Source organism: Rudanella lutea DSM 19387 (assembly GCF_000383955.1).
Taxonomy (GTDB): Bacteria; Bacteroidota; Bacteroidia; order Cytophagales; family Spirosomataceae; genus Rudanella; species Rudanella lutea.
On record NZ_KB913014.1, the window covers coordinates 41,362 to 65,802 of the forward strand.

The 24,441-nt window shown below is 51.8% G+C and carries 16 protein-coding genes; 6 read left to right on the plus strand and 10 right to left on the minus strand.

From position 1 onward, the window contains the following. Positions 1-2: 2 nt before the first annotated feature. The 3 genes from RUDLU_RS0125935 to RUDLU_RS0125945 form a co-directional block, all read right to left on the minus strand. Positions 3-3,305 (minus strand): DUF499 domain-containing protein, encoded by a 3,303-nt coding sequence (locus RUDLU_RS0125935; RefSeq protein WP_027303393.1) that lies wholly within the window; start codon positions 3,303-3,305, stop codon positions 3-5. Positions 3,306-3,321: 16 nt separating this feature from the next. Next, on the minus strand, positions 3,322-4,380 hold the full coding sequence (locus tag RUDLU_RS0125940) for a PDDEXK nuclease domain-containing protein (RefSeq protein WP_019991367.1): 1,059 nt from the start codon (positions 4,378-4,380) through the stop codon (positions 3,322-3,324). A gap of 97 nt (positions 4,381-4,477) precedes the next feature. Further along, complete coding sequence (locus RUDLU_RS0125945) at positions 4,478-7,657, minus strand: DUF1156 domain-containing protein (protein WP_019991368.1); 3,180 nt, start codon at positions 7,655-7,657, stop codon at positions 4,478-4,480. 419 nt (positions 7,658-8,076) lie between these two features. Between RUDLU_RS0125945 and RUDLU_RS0125955 the strand changes: the two genes are divergently transcribed. Next, positions 8,077-11,913 carry a hypothetical protein gene (locus RUDLU_RS0125955; RefSeq protein WP_019991369.1) on the plus strand — a complete coding sequence of 1,279 codons (3,837 nt, stop codon included), beginning with the start codon at positions 8,077-8,079 and terminating at the stop codon, positions 11,911-11,913. Positions 11,914-12,174: 261 nt separating this feature from the next. On the opposite strand, the gene RUDLU_RS0125960 is transcribed toward RUDLU_RS0125955, so the two are convergent. Continuing rightward, positions 12,175-15,501 (minus strand): helicase-related protein, encoded by a 3,327-nt coding sequence (locus RUDLU_RS0125960; protein WP_019991370.1) that lies wholly within the window; start codon positions 15,499-15,501, stop codon positions 12,175-12,177. Positions 15,502-16,232: 731 nt separating this feature from the next. Then, positions 16,233-16,586 carry a helix-turn-helix domain-containing protein gene (locus tag RUDLU_RS0125965; RefSeq protein WP_342663164.1) on the minus strand — a complete coding sequence of 118 codons (354 nt, stop codon included), beginning with the start codon at positions 16,584-16,586 and terminating at the stop codon, positions 16,233-16,235. A 546-nt stretch (positions 16,587-17,132) separates the two neighbouring features. Here RUDLU_RS0125965 and RUDLU_RS0125970 point away from each other — a divergent pair. Then, positions 17,133-18,104 (plus strand): site-specific integrase, encoded by a 972-nt coding sequence (locus tag RUDLU_RS0125970; RefSeq protein ID WP_019991372.1) that lies wholly within the window; start codon positions 17,133-17,135, stop codon positions 18,102-18,104. Between the two features lie 163 nt (positions 18,105-18,267). Here RUDLU_RS0125970 and RUDLU_RS0125975 read toward each other — a convergent pair whose 3' ends face one another. The 5 genes from RUDLU_RS0125975 to RUDLU_RS0126000 form a co-directional block, all read right to left on the minus strand. Continuing rightward, a complete protein-coding gene (locus RUDLU_RS0125975; RefSeq protein ID WP_019991373.1) occupies positions 18,268-19,014 on the minus strand; it encodes a hypothetical protein in 747 nt (248 codons plus the stop codon). 73 nt (positions 19,015-19,087) lie between these two features. Beyond that, on the minus strand, positions 19,088-20,194 hold the full coding sequence (locus tag RUDLU_RS29065) for a hypothetical protein (protein ID WP_157580822.1): 1,107 nt from the start codon (positions 20,192-20,194) through the stop codon (positions 19,088-19,090). An 83-nt stretch (positions 20,195-20,277) separates the two neighbouring features. Then, complete coding sequence (locus RUDLU_RS0125985; RefSeq protein WP_019991375.1) at positions 20,278-20,925, minus strand: vWA domain-containing protein; 648 nt, start codon at positions 20,923-20,925, stop codon at positions 20,278-20,280. 459 nt (positions 20,926-21,384) lie between these two features. Then, positions 21,385-22,680 (minus strand): Y-family DNA polymerase, encoded by a 1,296-nt coding sequence (locus RUDLU_RS0125995; RefSeq protein WP_027303396.1) that lies wholly within the window; start codon positions 22,678-22,680, stop codon positions 21,385-21,387. A gap of 1 nt (position 22,681) precedes the next feature. Continuing rightward, on the minus strand, positions 22,682-23,131 hold the full coding sequence (locus RUDLU_RS0126000; protein ID WP_019991378.1) for a LexA family protein: 450 nt from the start codon (positions 23,129-23,131) through the stop codon (positions 22,682-22,684). A gap of 254 nt (positions 23,132-23,385) precedes the next feature. Here RUDLU_RS0126000 and RUDLU_RS29910 point away from each other — a divergent pair, with 254 nt between their 5' ends. The 4 genes from RUDLU_RS29910 to RUDLU_RS30745 are packed head-to-tail and all read left to right on the plus strand — an operon-like array spanning position 23,386 to position 24,439. Continuing rightward, positions 23,386-23,598: a hypothetical protein gene (locus RUDLU_RS29910; protein WP_157580824.1), complete on the plus strand. Its 213-nt coding sequence runs from the start codon at positions 23,386-23,388 to the stop codon at positions 23,596-23,598. A 41-nt stretch (positions 23,599-23,639) separates the two neighbouring features. Beyond that, a complete protein-coding gene (locus tag RUDLU_RS0126010; RefSeq protein ID WP_019991380.1) occupies positions 23,640-23,918 on the plus strand; it encodes a transposase in 279 nt (92 codons plus the stop codon). A 4-nt stretch (positions 23,919-23,922) separates the two neighbouring features. Continuing rightward, complete coding sequence (locus tag RUDLU_RS30740) at positions 23,923-24,240, plus strand: hypothetical protein (protein WP_245581752.1); 318 nt, start codon at positions 23,923-23,925, stop codon at positions 24,238-24,240. Beyond that, positions 24,131-24,439: an IS3 family transposase gene (locus RUDLU_RS30745; RefSeq protein ID WP_483826377.1), complete on the plus strand. Its 309-nt coding sequence runs from the start codon at positions 24,131-24,133 to the stop codon at positions 24,437-24,439. The genes RUDLU_RS30740 and RUDLU_RS30745 overlap by 110 nt, the downstream gene beginning before the upstream one ends. The last annotated feature ends 2 nt before the right edge of the window (positions 24,440-24,441 follow it).

A 24,441-nucleotide genomic window follows, 5' to 3' on the forward strand; every position in this document is an offset into this window, starting at 1 on the left:
AATCACTCACCCTCCCCCTCAAAATCCAACCGCATTTGTTTCGATGACTCTTTGATAAGGGTGTAGCGTTGGTCGTTCTCAAAAAAAGGGTCGGCGGCTGTGGAGTGGACTTTTATAGTCACTTCAATCTCGATGTTGTGGTTGCGGAACGGGTTGATAAAGCTGTTGAAGGCCTGCGTCCAGTTTTGCTTGTCGAGCTTGCCGCTGACCTTCAACGAGCGGTATTGCGTGGCCACCGACGTTCCGGGTTGTGACGGCGCTGAGCCGCCGGCCGTCTCACCCGAACCGGGTTGTGAGGGGGATGTTGGATGGCTACCCGGTTCGTTGGCCGTTGGGGGGGCAGCGGGAGCGGGCGCCTGGTATGTGCTTTTGTCCACCAGCCAATACGAATCGGACTTGACATCGAAGAACGGAACCGACTCTTTGTAGTACACCCTATCCCAAGTGCTGCCATCACCCGAAGCAATGGCGAGGTTACCGTCCTGACAGAACCGCAGCAAGCCCGTTTGCACCACGTCGAGTCGGGTAATCATCACCTTGTCGTCGTACCGGAGCAGGGCTTCGTAAACGTCTTTAGCTTTCACGGGCCTACCTACGACCGGCATCAGGTTGTAGTTCTGGAGCACCAGTGGGCCAATACTGTCGAGCACCCAGCTTTCATCTTTCAGACGCTGCATTAGGCTGCTGTTAATCTGCGTGTCTAAGCTGTCTTTTGTGCCATCCACCAGCAAGGCTTTGATACCTTCTTTGGCTGTATGCTTCAGGGCGATGCTGTAAGCTTCCGCCAGAGCTATTTCGGTGCGTTTCGAGGCTTCGTCTATCTTTTCCTTTAACTCACGCCCTTGAGGGGCTTCCAGTTGACTGCCGTACTCATCTTTGATTCGATTACAGGCCAGATACTCGCAGGCCAGTCCACGCAGCTTACCGAGCAGGGCTTCCGAACAGGCCAAAAACAACAGGGTGTTGCGGTAGGTGCGGTCCTGCGAACCGCGTTTGGTGGCCAGCCGCTCCACCACTGCCCTGACGCTGCCGCCGATGGGGCCACCCGTTACGGCTCCTGCCCCAACCGCAAATTGCGGCCCCAGCACCACCAGCGTCAGGGCAGTTTGCTCGGGTACGTTGTCGGGGTCGGGGTTGACCAGTAAGTTGAAGCCACTTACGCCCTGGGCCTTGCTCTTCAACCGGCGAATGATATCAGCCTGGGCATCGTCCTCGTTGATTTGGTGTTTGGCTTGGTTGATTAGGATGTTGATGTTCGGCTTGGTGTTGAACCAGTACCGGCGCGGGTTGGTCGTGTAGTAGAGGTAGTGCGCGTTTTCTTCCAGCGTGTCGAGGGCCGTGTTGATGGTGTTATGGTTGAACCCGTCTGGCTTCAGAAACGCCAGCTTCAGTTCTTCGACGCTCAGGCCCTTGTTGGCCCCCTCCGCCCCGAACGTACCCATCAGAATTGTAGCCGTCAGACCCTGGGTGAGCCGCTGGGCGCGATAGTCAGCGTTGTCCTCGTCAATCTTGAAGGCGTTGGATGCCGAACCCGACACGTCGGCGTCCATGACGGCGTCGAACCCGTTACCAAACAGTTCTTTCAACTTGCTACGAACGGCCTCTACGTTGGCGAAGTTAACGTCGGAGGGGTGGATCAGTAGGTTGGTACCCGTCAGGCTGCCCTGCCGACTGTAGAGGTCTGACACTATAGACGCCAGCAACCGCAGAACCCCCCGCGTACGCTGGAAGTTGTGATTACTGGCCCATCGTAGCCGAAAGAGGTCGATCAGTTCGGGATGAAACGGGTACGATTTCAGCAGCCGTTGCTTGTATTCCGAACGCGTCGCCTGAACCGGTATGGCCGTACCTAGGTCCCGATAGAGATCGGCATAGGCATCCACCACCGCTTTAATGATCCGTTCGTCGCCAAGGTCATCGAACAGCCGACGGCGGATTACCTCAAAGATTTCTTCCTTATCGACCGGTTCGGTGTCTTTACCAACCCGAGCCACACGCTGTTGCAGGGCGTAGAGCACGTTGGCCGCCTTGTCGGAGTCGCCCATTTCGGTGCGGCTGGCTGGTAGGGTCACCACCAGCACTGTTTGCTCGCTCGCGCCCACGGCTTCAGTCAGCTCCTGCATGAAGCTAATAGTCTGGTCGGCTAAGGTGGAGCCGCCCACCACCTGGCTCGACGCTTTCAGGCAATAGTCGGCCAGTTCGTCAATCAGGATTAGCGCGGGTTTGGTCTGAGCCAGTATTTTGCGGAACAGGCCGGCCGGGGCTGTGCGCTGCTCGTCGTTCTGACGGACGATTTCGTAAGCATCCAGGCCTCCCAACTGGTAGGCCAGTTCACCCCAGATAGTACGGATCTTTTGGCCCTCTTCCGTGGTACGACCCTGGGCGGCATCAAGTGTCTGATTGGTGAATACCGCCACGTTGGCCATTCTAAAGTTGGGCAAGACCTCCAGCGTGTTGGTGGGCAGGAAGTCGTTGATCTGAAAGCCCTGCGTGGCGATGTGGTTGAGGGTAATCAGCGCGTGGGTTTTGCCGCCCCCGAAACCGGTTTGCAGTGACAATACCCGATTGTCGGCATCACCATCACCGTTCAGACCCGCCACGACACGCCGGGCAATCGCCCGCAGACCGGCCGTGAAATGCGTCTTGCGGAAAAACACGGCCGGGTCCAGGTACACGTCGGGACCGGTATTGTTGCGCACGTCGGACAGGTTAGCCGCAAAAACCGACTCATCGAGTCGACCGCGTCGGATATCGTCGTGCGGACGAACGACCGTAAACCAGGGCAGGGGTTTAGCTACGGCCCTAGCCGATGCCGGTTGCTGGGTTGAGGGGCCCTCGATGGGCGCAGGCAGGGGTATGGCGGCTTCTTTAAGGGCCTTCACCTGATCGGCAGCTTCGGTCATGCCAAAGTCGCGCATGAGCAGCACGAGCTTACTCATGACCATATCGCCCTCCACGGGGTCCAAGTCCCCGGCATGGCTCAGCACGTTTCTGACCTCGGTGATCTCCGAGAACGTAGCGGGCAGGTTGTTGGCCTTTTTGCCCAACTCGGGAAACAGATCTTTGTTTTTCAGGGCAAACCCGCGCAGTTGCCCCCAGTCGATGAGTTGATCGGGGCGTTTACCGTCGCGCCGGTTGTTGTCCCACAAGGTCTTCTGTTCGGGACCGAGACCCTCACGAAACAGATCGGGCCAGTGGTCGCCTACTTTCTGATGCATCTTAGCGACCAAAAGTGGCCGCAGGGCCATAATGCCCAAGTCTAGAGCTTTGCGGAGTTGTTCGCGTTGGGTAGTGGATGGTATCATAACGTAATGATTGGATCTATTCGTCGCCTTCGTCGTTGGCAGATGGTTCGTTCAATAGGTTGGTTAGCGTGTCGGGGTCAGGCAGCACGTCGCGGTAGGCACCGGGCAGTTCTTCCGACAGCCGGTACGTCGCTACGCCCATCGGCGTGGTAACGCCCTTGAAAGCAAAGCCCACCTTGGTTTTGCTTTTAGACTTGCAGAGAATAATACCGATAGAGGGGTTTTCATCGGGCATTTTCTCGTTTTCGTCCAGCGCGTTGAGGTAGAAATTCATCTTACCGGCATACTCCGGCTTGAACTCACCTTTTTTGAGGTCGATGGCCACCAGGCATTTCAGCACTCGGTTGTAGAACAGCAGATCGACAAAGTATTCATCGCCATCGACCAGCGTTCGGTACTGGCTGCCGACAAACGAGAACCCTTTGCCCAATCCCAGCAGAAAACGCTGAATGTTCTGCACGATGTGCCGCTCCAATACGCGCTCGTCGTTGGGGTCAACGTTCACGAAATCGAGTAGATATTCGTCGCGGAACGTCAGCAGGGCCGTTGCTTTGAGGGTTTCGGGCAGGTACGTGGCAAACGTATTGGGCATCTGCCCGCGTGTCTGGTAAAATTTGCCGTCGATAGCAAACTCCAGCGTATCGACCGTCCACTGGTTCCGAACGGTCTCCTCCATGTAGAAGTACCGCTCGGTGAGGTCCTTGCAGCGATTGAGCAGCAGAATGTGGTGGGTGAAGCCAACGTTGAAAAACAGGTCCTCTGCTTTCACCAATTGATCTAAATCGGTGTAGGCTTCGGCGAACTGCCGCATATTTTTGAGGTTTCGTACCGAGAAGCCTCGCAGACCCGGAAACGCTCGTTGCAAATCGGTAGAGATGTTCTGCAATACCTTAGCCCCCCAGTTTTGGGCCTCTACACGCTGGGAAAGGGCATTTCCGACCCGCCAGTATAACCACAACAATTCCCGGTTGACAGCTTTGGCCGCCCGGTAACGGTGGGTCAGAATATTTTGCTTTAGCTCGGCAATGAACTGATTATAAACGCTCAGATCATCGGGCAGTTTGTTGTCTTGCATATGTTTGTCAATTCAGCAGCGGGCTTTTTCTAATTGGGCAGTTGACAACTGCCCAATTAGCCAGTTCGTAACGAGAACGCACGCCCGGTGCCAATTATCAGAACCCAATTTCGGCCTGCACACCTACCGAGGTAGCTTTGTGCCGGGCTTCGCGGAGCAGGCTGTCTTTGTTGCTGAGCAGACCCGACGCCTGTTTGTGGTCGTCGGTGCCTTTCAGCAGTTCTTCCAGGACGGTCAACACGCGCCAGGCGGCATCGTCGGCCGATGCGATGTGACTTTGCAGGTACGTGACCAGCGCAGCGCGGTCGCCTTTAGCGTAGAGGTGCATGGCCCGATGCGCCCGATCGATGACGGGTTGCTCCCCGTCATCGCGTAACCCCAGCCGGGCGTCGGCCGCGACGCGCTGCTGATACGTGGCCAGCGTTTGCTTGTTGCCCGCTCCAATGAGCAGGTGATTGCTAATTAGCTCGCGGGTATCGACCTGCAAGCCGACTTTGGTTAGTTTATTGACCTCGTCGAAGTCCGACTCGGTGAAGCCGTAGAGTTGCAACCAGGCCAAATAGAAGCGCGTCAGGTCGTCAGCCTCGAAGCCACGTACGAGGCTGTTAAATGCACTTTCGCGGGCCAAAGTGAGCAGTTCGGCCACGGTGATGCCTTCCCCAGATAGCTTCTGAACGCCCTCATAGTGTCCGAATACACTCACGGCCTGCCCAAAGCAAGCGGTAAGGAGGTCGGATCCCCGAAAGCCGAGCTGGTATAGCAGTTCGACCTCCTCGGCCACTTTACTGCTAATCTCCCGACGAACGGTATTGTACTCGCCCACGTCAGTACGCTCCACCGGTCGGCACGACACCGTTACCGATGAGGCCAAATACGAAAGACCCGACTTTAAAGCCGACGTTTGCTCGCTATCAATGGCCCAGCTACCGGTAATGTTCATTTGGGAGCCAAGAATGGAGTTGCAGAGTGTTGTCCAAGCCTCGGTGCTTTGGTGGGCAAACATAATGCTGACTACACCCCGTGTTTGCTGCTCAATGGCCGAGAAGATTTGCCGTAACTTCTGTTCAAAGTGGTGTTTTGCCTGGGCTACGCTGCCGCTATGATGGTGCTTTAGTGCGGTACACTCTTCTGTTTTTGGAGTCTGTGGGAAGGCGAAATTGAACGGGAATACATCCCCTAATGTCCGTTTAAGCCAAACGTAGAAGAAGTCGGACAGGTCGGCGTAGGCAATAGCGTCATAATAAGGTGGGTCCGTAATAACCGCATCTAAGTATTTAGCCGGGAATTGACTTACATCGCCACTGGATGCATTGCGACATTCTACCGCGATGAAATTTACTGCTTCATCCTCAATGAACCGTGTCAGCCATTCAAGCTGGTTTAAGGCGCTACCTGTACTCTCACAAAATGGTATCGATTCTGGATAGTCAAACACCATTGGGATTGCCTGACGTCCCATTGGACGCTCTAACTTCTCACCTTTAGTATGCCACACTCCGAACGTAGTGTTAGCAATGGCAATTCGATTTACCCAAATAGCAAGGTATGTCTGCAAAGAGGTAACATACTCACTGTCAAACGTATTGAGGAGTGAGACTTTCAAATCATTCAGCTTGGAAACCACTGACAGCAGCGTGGTCAGTTGCCGGTTGGAGAACATTTGACCGTACTCGGTAAAGCCCCAAGGGCACAAGTCAAACTGCTTCGTATTGCCAACCGCCATCTGCTCCGTTGGTCGGTCGCCCAACTGCGGTTCAGGTACGTTGCTGAGCACGTTCAGTTCGGCTTCTGTAGGCTTGCGGTAATACTTCTCCGTTACCTCGGTAAATACTTCAGCTCCGCCCAGCATACGGCTTTTCTTCACCGTCCGCTCGTCAACAACGGCTAATAGCCGCTCTTTTGAATCACCTGCATTGAACTGTCGTTTCAACTCGGCGTTATCCGTCGCGTTTCCACAAACGGGACAGCGCAGATTCTTCCGGCTCTGTACGAACCCTTCATCCCGGGAGGTGCCCTCTTTGACTACAAAATCAATGTAGCCATCTTCTATGTCCGGCTTTAGGTGAACCTTCTTCTCTGGCTTATCACAGAGGTAAAAGCCTTTCAGCAACGGCACCTCGGCCCGGCAGCTTGGGTTAGCACAGGTAGCGGTTCTGGCCCAATAGTAGGCAATGGGCCGTTTGCCCTCCCTGTTCTTCGGGTACAAGTGGCCTACTTCGGCTTCAGTCATGGCCAGCAGCTTGCGGGCGTAGTAGTCCACGTCGAAGCTAAGCCGGTTCGTGACTGTCACGTGGGTGCAGGTGTCGGCGAACAACTGCGCTTTCCGGCTTTGCAACTCGGCCCACGAGCCAACGGTCAGCGTGGTGTCGGTCGTGATGGCATCGCCTGCTTTAATGCCCGATTTGTCGGTCGGATAAAGCCGCAAAAACTCAGCTTTCGAGTAGGTAATGGGCTTACCAAAGCGCTGCGGAAACTCCAGAGACCCCCGCTGAATGACGTGGGCTACGGGGTTGATGTCATTACCAAAAGTGCGGCACCCCAGCCGGGCCGCTTCGAGCGGGATGGCCCCACCACCCGCAAACGGATCAAAAACGCGTGGCATCCGGTCCAGAAACGCATCGATGGCTGTTTGCAGCGCGGCCTGCTTTTGAGCCACCTCTTCGCCCGGAACGTGCCGGTCGGGTGTTTGGTAGAGGGCTTTTTCGGCCCCGCGCACGTCATCCAGCAGCCGGTCAAACTCATCCGAGAGCCTAGCAAAGTCCGAATTCGTTCCATGTTGGGCGTTATGGGCCACGAAGATGAGTTTGCGGGCTTTGTTGAGCAGGGTTGGGTTTCGGCGTGTTTCCCATTTCACCAGTGAGTAGTCGGACAACAATTTACCTGCTGCCGGATCGGGTTTGCCCAACATGGCATTCTCGGTGTAGGCATCCGAGTATTTACCGATGAACATCAGCAGCCGGTTGCGCAGCGTGTCGGCCATCGGGTCGTGGGCCGACGTGTACGGAATATCGTCGTAGGGTTTGTATGGGTCACGCCCGTCGTCTTGCCTCCCGAGCAGTTGCCGGACAGCCTCTTGGAAAACAGGCGGGCAAGCCGGATCATCAGGGTCAGGCACGAGTGAGGCAAACACTACAGCCCGGCAAACCGGCAGCGGCCGCCGTGCCCACCAGAGGTGCAGCGTACTGATATGGCCGTGCCGAATGGATTTATCGCGCACCGATTCGGCAGATACCTCCCGAATCGGCATTACTACTTCAATGAGTTTTTTGGCAATCATGGATGGTGTTTTGGGTTGGATAGAAGCCCATAGAGCTTCGGTCAACGACGGGATGTACGCCGGTTTTGATACCCGCTAAATGGTGCAAGATACTAAAAAATAACGCCTTACTTGAGGGTAATTCGTTGACAAAAATGGTTATCTTTAACCATGATAGGGTTAGCGCGTTCGTAGTCAGTGGTTGACCCGCGTATGAAAACCTCCACCTCTTTATACCCCGAAGCGACCAAAACCTACCACGTGTTCGGTAACTTGCTCAGCCGGGCCGAAATGGCTCAGCACACCCCGATAGCAAACTTGCGGAAGACAGGCAACGCCACGCTCCTGCTGACGGCAGGTACGTTGACGAGGAAATCCAGGTTGATTGTTTTCTAAGAAGGATTACAGTAAAATTTTTGAGAGTAAGAACTAAGTAAATTATGCAGTACAAAATTTTCTTCTCGTGGCAGTCAGATACTGATCCCAAATTCAATAAGTACCTGATCCAAGAGGCTATAAAAGAAGCGATCAAGCAGATCAATCATAACTCAAAAGAAAATTTTTTGGTTATCGAAGCTGACCGAGCTGATAACCCTAACCAAGCCGGATCTTCCAATATTGTCCGCTCGATTGAGAATAAAATCGCTGATTGCCAAATATTTATAGCAGACCTCACATTTGTTAGTCAGTACGATACGTATGAAACAGAGCAGGTTAATTCGCGTAGGAAGGCGGGCATCAATAACAACGTCGCTATTGAGTTAGGACAAGCCAAAGCGCTCTTGAGCCAAGGGCAAAGAGTCCCCGACCAGCGTATCATCAAAGTAATGAATGAGGCTTACGGAAGGCCCAGCCAAGATCTGCCCTTTCCATTCGATATAGCGCAGGATCGCAATCCTATTTTATTTGAAGCGGGGCCTCATAGTGATCTCAACAGCATAAAGCAAGAATTAGCAAAGAGCCTGAAAAGTGCCATAAGAAACATACTGGCACAGCATGAGACGCTGCGTAAGGAGCGATTTTATCCGCTACAAACATTTTCGGATTGGACGTCCTACGTCCAGCCATTCGTACCGTTTGTTGAGACGGCTACTTACTCCGAACTACTTCAATTAATACAAACGGCCTTGGGGCCTGGACAGATCATTCGGTTATCAGGTAGGTCAGGGGGCGGGAAGTCACGGATGGTGTTTGAAGCAATAAGAGCAGCTTCAGCGAACCAACAAACAATGCCAGTGAATCAGGCTGTATTGTATTATGATAGTCGGGCAGAAAATGTACCCCATATTATTGATCGCGTAGACTATCTGACAGCAACTAAAGAACGGTTTGTTTTCGTAATCGACAACGTACCCATAAACATTCACCGAAACCTCGTCAGATTAATTACTCGAACAGGTTGCCAATCATCGCTCATCAGCATTTCTCTAACCATAGATGAAAAGAACATCATAGATGAACATGTGAGGCAACTTTCGCTGACAGATAGTGAGAATTGGGAGGTTTGTCAGGAGATATTGAGCCACCGTTTTCCTTTTGCCCACGCTTTGGATATACGGCGAACTGTTGAGCAGATAGATGCTTTACCGGCGATGGCTGTCGTATTGGCACGAGGTCAGGAACTCAAAGCACATACAGTAACGAGCCTTGCCAACAGTAATTTGGTTGAGCGATTGTTTGAATCGTTGAAGATGACAGAGGAACAACAGGCCATTTTGCAATCGCTCTCCCTATTCTCCGAAATCGGTTTTGAACGCGAACGAGCCGATGAGGCCAAATGGCTTGTTAATTGCGAGTTGTTATGCACATTGGAAGGCTCAGAAATGCTGCGTTGGAAGAAGTTTGCTAACACTGTTGACGTTTTCAAGAAACAAGGTATAGTTAGAGTCATAGGCCGGAATATATCAATCTTTCCACAACCACTTGCTATACGGCTGGCTTCTGATTGGTGGGAGACGGCTCGAAAGGAGGATATGGTAGGGGTTTTAAATGCTCTGGCAGAACGCCCCAAACTACGTTCTAACCTGCTCCAACGTCTCAAGTTTCTAGGAAACAATAGCACGCTTCAGCAGGTAATAAGCCAATTATGTGGTGATGGCGGCTTCTTTTCGGTTGAAAACGTGCTACATCCTGATGGTGCATTGCTCATTAGGTTTTTTGCCGTCATTAGTCCTAGGTCGGTAGCAGAGTGTATGAGTCGCTTACTGCTGAACGTGCCTGATGAACAGTTGGAAAATGCGGACGCTGCGCGATGGGATTTGACATATACCCTGCGGCATCTCTGTCACTTTCGCTCGTCTTTCGTAGATTCAACTCGACTTTTGTTTAGGTTGGCATCTACTGAGCCAACTAATTGCTCAAGTAGCCTAAAAGATACGTTATTGCAATTATTTTTCACATATTTGTCGGGTACAGAAACATCCTTTTCAGAACGCTTATCCGTCCTGCAATGGGCTTTCGACCAGTCTAAACCTGCTCTCACCAAACTTGCAGTAAATGCCTGTCGTGCGGCGTTGGCTACCGAGGGAATTACCAGACAAATCGATACTGATGAAGAGTTGAGTATTTGGCAGGAGTTTAAGCCAACTCGCTCAGAAGTTCAGACTTACTGGCAGGCAGTCATTGCCCTGCTCGAACAAGTCGCCGTTTCAGGAGCTAGTAGTAGTGCCGAGGCCGTTAGTATCCTGATCCATTCTTTGAGAGGGTTATCTTCAAAAGGAGAAGCTGGGCTATTGATCCCCGCCCTTAATCGGCTGACTGAAACCTACGGTAAAGAGGAACTACGGTCAAGTACCAAATGGGCATTGGATAGGGGGTATTTAAACCCAGAGGAGAGAGAAGTTTTAGTTCAGATGGTGGCGAAAACGGAGCCGGTCAGCTTACAAGATAAACTGCGCGTTTATCTGTATAGTTATGTAGACCCGTCTGACCGCCGTAGTTTGGGTGACGATGGTCTGCGGGAGCGATCAATAAAACTGATACCTGATCTTATTCAGCGTCGAGAGCTTTGGGAGGAAACTGCCAGACATCTGCTGACGGCGCAACACCCATACTTCGTTTCGATGTTTACGGAAGCTTTGGCTGCGCAACTAACTGAGCAAGAGCGATGGGAATTCAGCACGTATTGGTTAAACTATCTGCGTAGTTCATCAGAAGAAAAAGTTTGGGTGCAGCCTATTTGCAACTTTATCAATAGTGCGGGTGAAGAGTTTACTACGACCTTTCTAGATACCCTTTTAGAAGATGAACGCTTGCTGAATGTGGCATTCGAGTTAGTCCCAATCGCAACCACGCAACCACGGTATCTCAATGCACTCCTATCAATTATTCAGGCGGGTCAAAGGTCGGTTGAAGGGCTGGGTACGTTAATGTATAGCAGGTTGCTGTGCAAAAATGACACTGCAACCGTCGTAAATTTTCTCAAAAAGGTCGCTAAACTTGGCTCAGAAGGGCTTTGGATGGCCTTGGCTCTGAGCCAGAATTATATTCTAGATGCAAACGACGATGACGTTAAGCGACAGAACCGACGGGCTAAACTCGATGACTGTATCCAACAGTGGGTGTTTGATCAGACCTTGTTGGAAACGATTGGAAACAGCGATCAGGTACACATCTGGATGAGTGAACTGGCACGGGTAGCAGATGGGGATGAATCTGCCGAAACAGCCCTTACCTGTTTGAGCCAATTTGTGCGTTACCTACGGCATCAGGAAGACAGCTACAATAGCGACATTGGGTATGATGGATATCGCTTGCTAAGTGTATTGTTTCAAAAGCACTTTTCGGAAGTCTGGCCTGTGTTCGGTGAGCTATTAGCAGATGATACTCAATTTTATAGAGTTAAAAGGCTGTTAGGCTCACAAACGCATATATACGGTGGAGTAGAAGGGCCGCTCTTTGAAGCTGGCAATCTGGATATCCTATTGGAGTGGTGTAAGACCCAGCAGACTGAAACAGTAAGGCGTTTCGTCGGTATGTTACCAATCACAGACAAAACTTACGCCCCAGCGACAGAATGGCATCCATTCACGTATCAGATGATAAACTCATATGGAGCAAAAGAATGGTTTCAAATAGAAATTGATAGACTTCTGTCCGCATACAGTATTATTGGTTCGGCAGAGCCGTATTTACAATCGAGGTTGGAACTCTATGAGAAATTAGGGCAGCATACATCGGTCGGGGTAAGTAGTTGGGCAAAGAAACAAGCTGTATATTACAGAGGTAGGATTCAGTCAGAAAAAGACTGGGCAGATGAGGGTTTCCCGTTTGAATGATCATCATTGTCGGGCTTTCTGCATTGCTCTATTATCGACTTAAAAATGAAAGTGCCGCCCGTCGCAGAGTTCGACTTCGAGGACTTTGAGGTCGGCTAGGCGGCGTAGATGGCCTTCAGTTTGGTGTTGGCTTTGAAGCTAGATGTAAGATGGTCCAAGTTTGCCGGACAGTCTAAGTTAACGTGAGCTGTAGATAGAAAATCAGTTAACCTGCTGATTATAAGAGCACCCCCGCCCTTTTTCGCAATAGTAACCGACTAACTACGATTGCAAATTTCTCCATTCAGCCTCCGGCAGCAGGTATTGTACCCCCTTTGATAGTTTGTCAAAACGTAGTGTCTGAGCGGGATTCCGAAAACAATGCAGTTGCGGGGCGTCCGATGCACAATGCGTGACGATGTACAGCCAGGCCTGATCGCCCAACTGTTCCAGTCGGTTCTTTTCGTTCTCCGAAAGCATCACCGGCCCGCTATGCGCCCGACCTTTCACCTCAATGTAGCGTTTGAACGACTGGGCATCAACCGATTGGATGTCATACCCCCGGTTTTGGGCCGATACGTCCGTTGGTGTACGTCCATTGGCCTGCTCGTATTCCATCGCCACGTGCATGGCAGTTGCCTCAACGGTATCGTCGCGCTTCATCCCAAAATGCCGCTCATACTCAACCTGAGACAGGGGTACTACGTAGGCGCAACCCAGTACGTCGGGCGGGCGGGGCGATAGCTGCTGTTGCTGATCGAGCCGAGCCAGCCGCTGCTGTTGCTTCACGCGCACTTCCTGCACCTGCTGCTCCTTCCGATTGATTTTCTCCTGAATACGAGCCTCATCGGCTTTCGGATGGAAGAGTTTATCCTGAAGCGTATTGATCTCCTGCTGTAAATCCATCAGCAGGTTGTCGAACGCCTGCTCCAGGTACGCCCGGCGTCCGGCGGCATCATCGGCTACGCGGGCTTCGGTCTGCTGCCATTGCGGTTCGGTGACGTGCGTCCAGGTCCAATCCTCCACAGCAGTCAGGTCTACGGCAGTCGGCGGCTGGGGCGTTTGCGCGAACGTCAGGGGAGGATGGAGATCGAGTAGTTTAGCAGGCGACGTAATCGAAAAGTCGTTTCCCTGCTGTACAATGAGCACCAGCCGCTCGTCGGCCACAGATCCTTCATCGCCGTGACTTGCCGAACGCGGCCCGGATCGGTTGTCAACGACCTGCGATTTAACAAAGAACACCAGTTGCTCGTCTGTATCGTCGGGCGAGATGAGCACCGTTCCTTTCAGCATATCCTCCCGGAATTGCTGCCGTACCACTTGCACCAGCGCGTCGAAGACAGCATTGCCCGGGTTGATGTAATGCACCCGACCGGGATTTGCTGCTCCCATTGCTGGTAATTGTTGCTGGTAAGCCAGGAAGACCCCTTTGTCGAAACAAACCGATAGCTGCACCACGTCAGCCGACAGGTTATAGCTGTTCTTCAACACCTGCACCACCGATGTGGGCAGATGGGTCAGCTTGAAAATCTGCGGAGCAATCTCCTGCACTGTCCCCCCCAGCCGGGCAAAGGCCTTCTCAAAGAACAGCTTGATGTAAATAGGCTGAAGCCGCTGCTCGTCGGAGTGTTCTTTTAATCGCCGGGCGTCAGCGTAGGACACGGTACTGTGGGCCAACCGGTCTTTCTGTTCCTGAATGGCCGTAGCTACGGCCTGTTGCAAGCTCGTGTCTGACTGCGCCAGCCAGGTATCAAAGGCCGTAGCTTGCCCATGCAGCACAGAGTTAGTGATGGCATCGAGGGGTACGTCGGCCAGTACGTCCTGGATCACATCGTACACCCTGTCGTCGCCCATCTGTTCCCTAATAATGTCGAGTTTGGACAACAACCGTTGCAGCACGGCCCCTTCGCGTGTATTCTGGGCCACCAGATTACACACCAACACATCACGCTGCTGTCCATAGCGATGAATCCGGCCCATGCGCTGTTCCAGCCGGTTGGGGTTCCAAGGAATGTCCCAGTTGATAAGCAGCCGACAAAATTGCAGGTTGATGCCTTCACCGGCCGCGTCGGTTGCGATTAGAATCTGGGTATCGGCGCCAGCAAAGGCGTACTGCGCGGCCCGGCGTTCGTCCACCGACTTGCCTCCGTGAATAGTGGCCACACCGTAGCCCGCATTACGCAATTTCTGCTCTAAGTAGTCGAGCGTGTCCTTGTGCTCGGTGAACAAAACCAGCTTTTCTTCTTTATCGAAGACTTTTTCCCGTTTGAGCAGTGTGTTTAGCTCCTCGTATTTCCGCTCTTCCTGCCCGGCCTGCACCAGTTCGTCGGCCAAATCCACCAGCTTCTTCACCTCTAGCATTTCTTCTTTTACTTCCTGGTAGCTGGCGGCCGTCGTAAACAGGCGAAACTTGCGCGGATCGGCCAGGATGTTGTCGAGCGTCTGCCGTTCTTCGTCGGTCAGCTCGTCGAGGTCATCGGGGCTGTCCACTTCCATCAGGTCTGCCTTGAGGCGCTGGTTCAAGAGCCCCGGGTTGTGTTGCAACTCATCAAGCAGTCCTTTCAAGGCCCGGTAACGGCCGTGGAGGGTCTTCTGAATAGCAAACAGGGAGGAAGCCAGCCGACGCTGCATGACGGTGAGGGCCAGCGTCACGTGTATGTTCTTAGCCTCTTTGGCTTCTTCCTTCTTCTCGGACAGGTATTTGGTTACCCGGTCGTAGAGGTTCTTTTCGGCGGGCGACAATTCATAACCGACGGTTTTGGTATAGCGCTGCTTAAAGAGTGGGTTTCCCTGCCAGTCGCGCATATCTTCCTTGAGCCTTCGGATAAAGAATTTGTTCAGCCCACCGGCCTCAAACTGCCCAATGCGCTCAGTAACCAGCGTATCCGACGAAAAGATATCCTCATCAAGGAGTTGCAGCAGGTTCTTGAACGTGTCTTTTCGGCCCCGGTGGGGCGTAGCAGTCAGCAATAGCAGGTGGTCACAGCGACTGGCCAGCATCTCAACGGCCTTGTAGCGTTGCGAGACGTACTTCTTGGTGCCGTAATCGAATGCGCTCAACTTGTGCGCTTCATCAACCACGACCAGGTCCCAGCGCGAATCAGCCAGTACCGTCTGTACGTCGTCCCCACGTAGAAAATCGATGGACGTAACGAGCCGGTCGGTACTGCGGAAGATATTGGGGTCAGCGTCGAACGTAGCCCGGTTGACTAATTTGAAGGGTAGGTTGAATTTGATACCCAACTCGTCTTCCTGCCATTGTTTGGTCAGGCCGCCTGGCGTAACGATCAGGATGCGTTCGATGAGGCCGCGCATGAGCATCTCTTTCAGCAGCAGACCGGTCATGATCGTCTTACCCGCCCCTGTATCATCGGCCAGCAAAAACCGAATCTGTGGCAGGGGCAACAGGTATCTATATACCGCTTCGACCTGATGAGGGAGAGGATCAACGATACTACAGTTAACCGCAAACAGGGGATCGAACTGATACGCCGAGCGAATGCGCTCGGCCTCGGCAAAGAGCTTGAAACACTCCTGGTCCCCGTCGAATGGGAACGTACCTTCCTGCGATACGATTTCTAATCGGCTAAGCTGCTCGGGGGTCAGCATGCGCGAGTCGGAGCGGTTACTATGCAAGCTAACGTACCCAACCTTCGTCATCCGCCCCCCAGCGACTGACTGTAAGTGCGTGATGCGAACCGGTTCTTCTGCGAGCAGATATTTAACAATATGGCCAATAGTAAGGGGAGGTGTTTTAGTCATTCGTCCAATAACTCTAACGGCGAGTATGCATTAAGTTGTGGTCCAGAATCCTATCAATTACCTGGTAGGAATGATTCATTAATCCGTTACAGAGTTAATGAGTACCTTTTCTCTGAAGTGATGCGGCCCGTCGATACGTAGGATGCTCCAAGCCTGACGCGCGTTGTCAACAAAGCGCGATATAACCCATAAGTCTTCGAGTGGTGATTGAGCAATAGCTGTACGCAAATTTGAATGTACCAACTGACATAAAGTCAGAGCAAACGGAAATATACGAACTGCCCAAAAAGTAAGCTACACAGGTAGTAGATTAATTTAACTTGAACAATGGATAATATGCATTCTAAGCATCTGTCTCGCAATTAGTTGCTGACGCCTGAACCTGTCGAAGGCCCAAGCGTCAGCCATTATTCATAATTCACGTTAATTTACAAGTAAAGATATTATGCAATCAAGCAGAATTAAAATGCACTATATTCTTTGTTCCCAAGTCGGTAAAATCAATGTGGTATTGCTGGCCGAAGGCTACACCCACAAGGTGAGCAGTATCTGCCAGCGTTGTAACTCATTAGCATATGCTATGGGTCTTGATTGGCTTTGGTGCTTCGGCGTAGGCGGTGGTAGGTGTAATCGTTTTTTTTTAAGAATCGCTTCACCGTATCTCGGCTCATTGGCTGGCCTAAGGCCACTTGCAAGTCGGCCTGAATGCGACATGCGTCTTGATAATGAGTGGCTACGGCACTCTTCAAGGCTTGCTGGTGGGCAGCATTAGTTATCGACAGAATGGGTCGGCGGCCTTGTCCTTTCTGGCGCATGAGGCCCGCCAGACCGCTTTGCTCAAACGCAGTCAGCCAGTTACTGACCGTTTGTTGACAGACTTCAAGTTGAGCGGCAATAGTTTTGGCGGCCATGCCTTTGTGGCTCCACAACAATGCTTGGCAACAACGTCGGAACTAATGTTTGGGATGGTTCTTGATGCCCTCACGTAAGGTGAGTTGCTCAACGTCAGTCAATTGAACGCAACGTTTACGGCCCATGCCGAAAAAATAAAAGGTTTAACTTAATTCTGCTTAATTACTTACCTACTTATATCAATGTATAAGCACATTGCTCGTGGGGCAGCTAACTCAATTTAAAACGGCCGGCTTAAGAAACAACATTTCTTAACATAGGGTGCATGCAAACTGGAGTGATCAACTTATCCAATCAATGTATTATTTGTCCACAAGGCAACAGAAATGACAATGTCCAAAATTTTGGACTTTACAACCTATTATAATTTCAATATTCATCTCAAATAATTAAGGAGCTTGGCAATATGCGCGCAATATTTACTCCGATAAGCGTGCAAATTAACAAGCAAGTCTTTTATTGTATATGTATCTGGCAGCATAGATTTTACTGTTATGTCCGATAATTAAACATTATCGGACATAACAACAAATTCTATACATTGCGCCGTAATCTTCTACGCGTCTATGAGAAAGTCAGCCATTACTCCTAATGTTACTAGTGAAGCCCATTCCGTAACCATTCGTTCAGCAGGACAACTGAATCAGCAAACGGCGGCTTTTTTTAAAAAAGGTATTGAAGGCTCGACTAACACGCGGATTGCTTACTCCGCAGACATCAAAAAGGTACAGGCGTGGCTTCGCCAGCAAGGCATCGATGATCTTCCAATCAGCCCGGCAACCTTAGCTACGTATCTATCCGATCAGGCTTCCGAACATAAGTGGTCTACAATCATCCGTGGATTGGCGGCCATTCGAAAATGGCATCGCCTTCATAAGCATCCAGACCCGTCGGCCGACGAAACGGTACGTCTGGTTTTAGAAGGAATCAAGCGAAGTATAGGTACTGAGCCNACTCAGGCACCCGCGTTTGATATACAGGAATACAAAGAGCAGATACGCCCTATTCCGCCAACACCGACAGGTATGCGGGATCGGGCGCTGCTACTGGTTGGGTTCGCGGGGGCTTTTCGCCGTTCAGAACTGGTTGCTCTGGATATCGAAGGAGTTCAGTTTACACGCCACGGAGCGATCCTTAGTTTTCAGGGCAGTAAAACCAATCAGTATGGGCGAACCGAACAGAAAGCAATCTTTTACAGTCCGGATCCCGACACCTGTCCTGTACGTTCCCTACAGGACTACATTAACGTATTAGAACGTAGCTCAGGGCCTCTTTTTGTACGGATACGAAAGGGAGAGCAGGTCACGACGGATCGGTTGTCGGACAAGCAGGTAGCGAGAGCGGTAAAAATGTATCTGGGTGATGCCTATTCAGCACACTCGCTGAGGGCTTCGTTTGTGACTATTGCCAAACTCAACGGTGCTGATGATTCCCAAATTATGCAACAAACAAAGCATCGTACGAGGACGATGATTGATCGTTATACCCGTGTACAACAGATCGTGAAACACAATGCCGCTATGAAGTTAGGCTTATAGCAACTGGGGTAATGTTGAATCTGTACTACATGAAGGTTTGAGTTACCAACTTTCGTTTGGATAATGGGTTAAGCGCATCACATGAGCACGGTGGGCGAGAACCAGCGACCGAGAAAATGTTCATTCCGGTTGGCTAAGGTTGGCGTTAAAGGCGAAATGGCGTTTAGAGGTTGAAGCTAAAATCCATTGCAGAGCGGACTATCTGCGTCAGGCGGCTGTTGATCTGCTCACGTTCTGCAGCCGGCTTGTATTGCAGGTGTACACTGAAGACCACCGGAATTTGTTGCCCACGGAACGATAGGGTAAATACGTCTGGCTCAGCGGTGGGTGTCAACACCGTTTCATCCAGTCGTTTTTTCAGCCAACGCTCCTTTAACAGGTCACCCGTGGTACGATTTACGATCACCATGATGCGGGGAGCCATCAACTCCAGCAGATCAAAAAATATCCGTAATTGTTCGTCGAAAAACGGGTCATGCGCGTTATTCCTGACTAATTCCACCAGGTTCAGCTGACTCGATTCGCGTACCTGAAACAAGTCGAGTTGCTCCCAGTGGTCGCCCAGTCCCGCTAACTGGGCTAACTCGCGATGCCGTTTGAAATACCGCAATCGCTGCCGATGATAAAGTTGGATTTGCTGCCAATCAGGTAGCTCTTCTTCGATCGTTTCCGGCCGAAAGGTAAAGTAGGGTCTAACGGCGGCCCGACTTGGTACGGAGGCCTCAAACTCGGTGCCCTTAAGCACCCGAACCACATCATGTTCGCCCAGCGACGGGTTGATCCCGATGAAAAGCAACGAGCCCGGCCGAGGGTCGGGGTACAACATGGGCACCAGAGCCGTGTGCGACTGCTGTTTCCAGATCTCAATAAGCTGACAATTCAATGCCGCTGCCGATACAGGTTCAGCCATAGGGAAAAAAGGGAGTTGGATGAAATAAAGGGAAAGGAATGCGAACAGACTACCGGAAACCGAACCGCCCCGGCTACCCGTCGAACTCCCAATGCAGGGGAAAACCTTCCAGATGAATGCGGTAGCGGTCGTCCGGTTCCCGCACAATCTGATACGGGGCAGCCATCGAAACCCCCAGCGTATCGTTGAACGCTTTTTTCGTACGCGACAGATTCTCGTTAAAGCTGTTTTCCAGTGGGTTGACTAACCGCTGCACCGAGGCTTGCATTTGGTCGGGGCTCCCCGACCCGCTGATTCGGCCATACAAGCGGTAAAGTTCGGCCGTGTAATCACCCAGCCGTGTAAACGGAATTCCTTCCCGGTGCCGCAGATAAAACAGGTAGAGCGTTCGAGCCAACGTGGACATTCGTACCTCCAGATTCCCCTGCTGTGGGAATAGCAACTGACCGTGTCGGCCGACAACCAGCTGCCCCACCGACCGCCGAAACCCTTGCCGAAACAGCATCTGACGCCGTAATTGTTCGAAACCCGACAGCGCCGACTCCACCAGAACATGTGGTACTTCTGCCTGCATTAATCCTTCGAGACACTCCGTGCAGATATCACCGGTCCGGAGCTTGAGGCTAATCTGCTGCTTTTCCCCACAAAAATCATTCATGCAGCCAATTGGCTCTTTGTGAGTCAGGGTCACATCCTTAGCCAACCCCATGCGTTGTTGGAGGGTGTTCGACAAAACCTGGTAAGCAATAGGATATTTAGCCTCGGCGGAGACGTAACGTTCCCAGTCAGCCGTATGGATGAAAATGTTTCCTTGTCCATCAAAAGCGCTAAACCAGTTGAGCGCATTTGGGCGGCTGGTTAGCAGCACCACTTCATGAGTAGGGTCAACCCGGCGGGTTGAACGATAAAACTGACAAACTCCGAACAACTCACGCCAGGAAAGGGGCGCATTCCGACCCACGTGGAGCATGATTTTTTGCACCGGTGAGCGATACTGAAACCGCAACGCATCCCGACGACGATGACCGCCCCCCCAAACCGTTTCGAACTCGTCAGGGTCAAACTCCATCTCGGGAACCACAAACCGCCAGCCAGGCAAGTTAAGGGATTTCAAAAGACTACAGAGGGCGAAATAGTCGTCGGGCTCGTAATCGGGGTCACGTAGCAGGTGAATTGTCAAGGTCAATTAGAAATGGTCTGGAAACGGGAACAAAGTAAGAAAAGTACCTATACGCGAGCAATAGTGACGTTAAAATAACCGGCCTATGGCTGGCTGAAATAATCAGCCTCGGCATCGCGGCTCGACATCCCCCGGCGCTTTTTCTCGTAATATACCATCCGTCCTTTCCGCTCTTTTTCAAACAGTTGTACCATCCCTTCGGGTGTATGAACAAACCGAACCGTATTGGTAATGGCAATAGCAGCAGCAGCCCCTTCCACCGAATGGTTAGCCCCCATGTACGTAAAGCTCCACCCGGTTTGGGTGAGTCGCTGAACCATAGCCCGCACCGCTGCGGCCGTGAACTCGCGGGAGGTATTTTCTTCTCCATCGGTCAGAATACTAACCAGTACAGTTGGGTTGCTTTCGGTCTCAATTTGTAACTCCAGGCGCATCAGACTACGGCCCATCGCGTCAAAAAGTGGTGTACTGCCGTTTGGTTGGTATTGGTCAGCGGTGAGCAAACGGAGCTGATGAGCCGGTTGTTTATCGAGGATAGTCCGAATGCCCGAGCCATTGAACGTAACAAAGCTGACGAACTGGGGCTGTTGCGGAAATTGTCGGCTAGAGGTCTGAATGGTTTGTACAATCTCATTGAAGCCACTGAGGGTTGTCGGGTGCAGGGCGCCCATTGAACCACTTTCGTCGAGAATAATCAGGTTGTAAACCGGGGTACAAAGGGGTGTGTTCATGCTGGATTACGTGTCTACGGGCTCGTTTATCAGAAACCCAATACAAACCTACCGCTCCCAGCGTGCGGCACGAAATCACTGCAAGCTTGCAGCCACGCCATCCCATATGAGTCTTACAGACTATAAAATACCAAAGCAAACCTACTAAGCTAACGCTCTGATATGAACATAAAGCTCCCCCATCTGACTACATATGCTTTACCCTAGTACACCGATTCACTAAGAACTTCTCATCAAAATCAGTAAAGCTCCCCCCCCTTTATTCATTAGCGACGACTTTCTGACCTCGGTTCTGTACGCAATCAACAGCTAATGTCCTCCTCTTTCAGCATAGAAGGTTCTGTAAAGTATCTGCCAAAGTACGGCCTGATTGCTGATGGTACCTTTACTACAAGCCGTATACACTACCTCCTGAAGATAGATCCAGATAAAACTATCAAATTTTGTTTCGATGAGCATCTACCGCGCCGTAAGAATCTCCTTCCACCGGGTTGTATAACAGGGCGATACCCATGCCTGTCTGTGATGCCACGACCGGTCAAAACCCTGTGCCGCCAGACGGACCGTGTCACGACCATACCGATAGTTAAGTTTGTCGACAACCCGGTGTAGCTGTGTGTACCGCCTGTCAGGTCCCTCCTGAAACAAAGAGGCCTGTTGATGCTCTTCAGCAACCAGATCAGACAGAATAACCCCTACTTTCTGGTAGGAATACCCAAAGCGATAAATCGAATGTAGAGCCGCCTGAGCGTACCGGGCCAGCTCTGTGTGGCTGGCCGTTGGATGTGGAAGCTGTACACTGCGGCTAGCGTAGTACTGCTTAGCAGGCTCACCGTTTGGCGAACGCCGGAATCGATTCGTATGCAGAAACACCGTAATAGTGCCGGCCGCACTATGCTGTCGACGTAGTTTGTGCGCTGCTCGGGCCAGATGGGTGATCAACGCCTGCGTGATGGTGTCTTCGTCGGGTACAAGCCGACCAAAGGAAGGCGCTGCACAAATCGCCTTCCGGGCAGGTGGGTGAACCTCCAACATCTTGCAGGCAATCCCCCGTAACTCGTAAGCAAGCCGCAGGCCATTAACTGTCAGCTGTTGACGAATCCAGTCGTCGGGCAGATCCCGATATTGAGCCGCGGTGCGGATGCCATTGCGCCGAAGCAGGCTGGCGTACCTCCCCCCTATTCCCCACAACTCGGTCACCTCAAACTCGTGCAATAGTGCATCGATCAGGGCAGGGGCATCGAGCAGTAGCACCCCCTCATACTCCCCTACCCGCTTGGCAAAATGATTGGCCACTTTGCAGAGTGATTTAGTCTGCGCCAGCCCAATGCTCACCGGAATACGTTGCCACTGTGCAACCGTCTGTCTCAGGTTCTGGGCAAATTGAATCAGGTCGGGCGAACCGGCTGACGGGTAGGCCGATTCGCATCCCGACAAGTTAAGAAAGGCCTCATCAATGGAATACACCTCCACCTCCTCCACAAACCGGGCCAGGGTAGCCATAATACGAGCCGACATATCCCCGTAGAGCGTGTAGTTACTACTGCAGACATGGATAGCATGCTGACTGCGTAACTCTTCAATCTGAAAAAGGGGCGTCCCCATCTTGATGCCCAGCGCCTTAGCCTCGTTTGACCGGGCAATCACGCACCCATCATTATTACTAAGCACCACTACGGGCCTGCCCTCCAAGGATGGATCAAAACTGCGTTCACAGCTGACATACATGTTATTCACATCGAGGAGAGCAAGCATACTAGCGCATTTTATGAATGACAAACGTCACTACTCCAAACACCCGAAAATCGTCGTCAGGCTGCACGTAAATCGGCTGATAGTTGGGATTCGACGGGGCCAGCACGACAAGCGGAGGTGCATGATGAACCCGTTTAACGGTATGCTCACCGTTGAACCAGACAACAGCCACTTTACCATCGGCTACTTTCCTCGATGCGTCGACAACCAGCACGTCGCCCTCCTGAATGTGATCGCCCGTCATACTATCTCCAATCACCCGCACGAAATAGGTGGCTTCGGGATTCGTGATACAGAGATCATTCAGGTCACAGACCCGCTCGATGTAGTTTTCAGCCGGTGAAGGGAAGCCAGCCCGGACACGGGTTTCAAAAAGTGGAATGGGCAGCCGGGGACCAACTACTGCCTTGACAAAGTACTCGTCACAATCACCTAACATGGTCGCTGTCATAGCGCTATCATATAGTTAACACATAAACCACCTGCTATAATATAAGTTTGCTATAAACAAACCAAATAGACGCGTTAAATACGATCTCATTTATAGCCAATGTCACTGGTTTAGTTGTTCATCTCGCCCCAGTGCGACTTATTGTGAACTATTCTACCCCGCCATTCTGATTCTTAATTTCCCTGTGCCTTTTGGCCCAAAACCTCACGACTTAGGGTACAAGGAACAGGCATGATGCAGGTGTCTGTTCCTGCGTGCAGCTGCCCCACTGGGGCGATGTGGTCGTGCTCGGCCACGCTATCACCATGCCCATCGGCTATAGGGCCACCGCCGGGAGCCTGATCTATGCCGGTGAGCGGCTCGTTTGGCCCTCCGGTGCCGTGCTTCGTTTTGACACAACCAGTGCGCTCGTTAATACGGCCCCCAATCGGGACAATCATCTGACCTGTAGTGCGCCCCCTTTTTAGGCCCAGCCATTAAGTTGGAAAGGGGAAGATAAATTTACCCCATGAATCCTAGAAGTAAGCGCAAATTTACCCCGCAGTTCAAGCTCAAAGTGGTCTTGGAGGTCCTTAAAGAGAAAGAGACGCTGACCACCATTAGCAAGCGATACGAGCTTCATCCTAACCAAATCAGGGAGTGGAAGAAACAGTTTCTGGAGTCGGCAGCTTCGGTCTTTGGAAACCCGGCCAAGCCCCTTAAACAAGAAGCGGATGCGGAAACAGCACAACTCTGTGAACAGATTGGGCGGTTACAGATGGAGCTGGTTTTCTTTAAAAAAAGTTGACACCATGAGCCTTTCGCAACGACGTGCCTTGATTGACCCTAATCAGTTGGCCAGCATCCGCTTGCAGTGTCAATGGTTAGGCTTGCATCGCTCTGCCTACTACCGCACGGGCGGCCCCGTACAAATCCGTCCCGGCTTCGAGTCAGGATTTGGTGTTGATGCGCTTGATGGACGAGCAGTATTTGCGCACGCCCCAGTATGGCTATCGAAAAATGACGCTGGCGTTGCGGGCAGCCGGGTATGTAGTGAATGGAAAGCGAGTTCGGCGATTGATGCGGTTGATGGGCCTGGAAGCGATCTATCCGAAAGTAAACACTTCTAAACCAGCCCCAACCACCGTATATATCCGTATTTGCTACGCGGGCTGGCGATTGTGCGGGTGCATCAGGTGTGGGCCACCGACACCCCTATATCCCGATGCAGGGCGGGTATATGTACCTGATGGCGATCATCGACTTATACAGTCGCTATGTGTTGGCCTGGTCCGTTACCAACACGATGGATGCCGAGTGATGCAGTGAGG

Excerpts from the sequence above, each read along its gene's own strand:
- RUDLU_RS30740 (WP_245581752.1), top strand. The coding sequence starts at position 23,923 with ATGAGCCTTTCGCAACGACGTGCCTTGATTGACCCTAATCAGTTGGCC.
- RUDLU_RS0125955 (WP_019991369.1), top strand. The coding sequence starts at position 8,077 with ATGCAGTACAAAATTTTCTTCTCGTGGCAGTCAGATACTGATCCCAAA.
- RUDLU_RS0125985 (WP_019991375.1), bottom strand. The coding sequence starts at position 20,925 with ATGAACACACCCCTTTGTACCCCGGTTTACAACCTGATTATTCTCGAC.
- RUDLU_RS0126010 (WP_019991380.1), top strand. The coding sequence starts at position 23,640 with ATGAATCCTAGAAGTAAGCGCAAATTTACCCCGCAGTTCAAGCTCAAA.
- RUDLU_RS0125935 (WP_027303393.1), bottom strand. The coding sequence starts at position 3,305 with ATGATACCATCCACTACCCAACGCGAACAACTCCGCAAAGCTCTAGAC.
- RUDLU_RS0125960 (WP_019991370.1), bottom strand. The coding sequence starts at position 15,501 with ATGCTGACCCCCGAGCAGCTTAGCCGATTAGAAATCGTATCGCAGGAA.
- RUDLU_RS0125975 (WP_019991373.1), bottom strand. The coding sequence starts at position 19,014 with ATGGCTGAACCTGTATCGGCAGCGGCATTGAATTGTCAGCTTATTGAG.
- RUDLU_RS0125995 (WP_027303396.1), bottom strand. The coding sequence starts at position 22,680 with ATGCTTGCTCTCCTCGATGTGAATAACATGTATGTCAGCTGTGAACGC.
- RUDLU_RS0126000 (WP_019991378.1), bottom strand. The coding sequence starts at position 23,131 with ATGACAGCGACCATGTTAGGTGATTGTGACGAGTACTTTGTCAAGGCA.
- RUDLU_RS30745 (WP_483826377.1), top strand. The coding sequence starts at position 24,131 with ATGACGCTGGCGTTGCGGGCAGCCGGGTATGTAGTGAATGGAAAGCGA.
- RUDLU_RS0125940 (WP_019991367.1), bottom strand. The coding sequence starts at position 4,380 with ATGCAAGACAACAAACTGCCCGATGATCTGAGCGTTTATAATCAGTTC.
- RUDLU_RS0125945 (WP_019991368.1), bottom strand. The coding sequence starts at position 7,657 with ATGATTGCCAAAAAACTCATTGAAGTAGTAATGCCGATTCGGGAGGTA.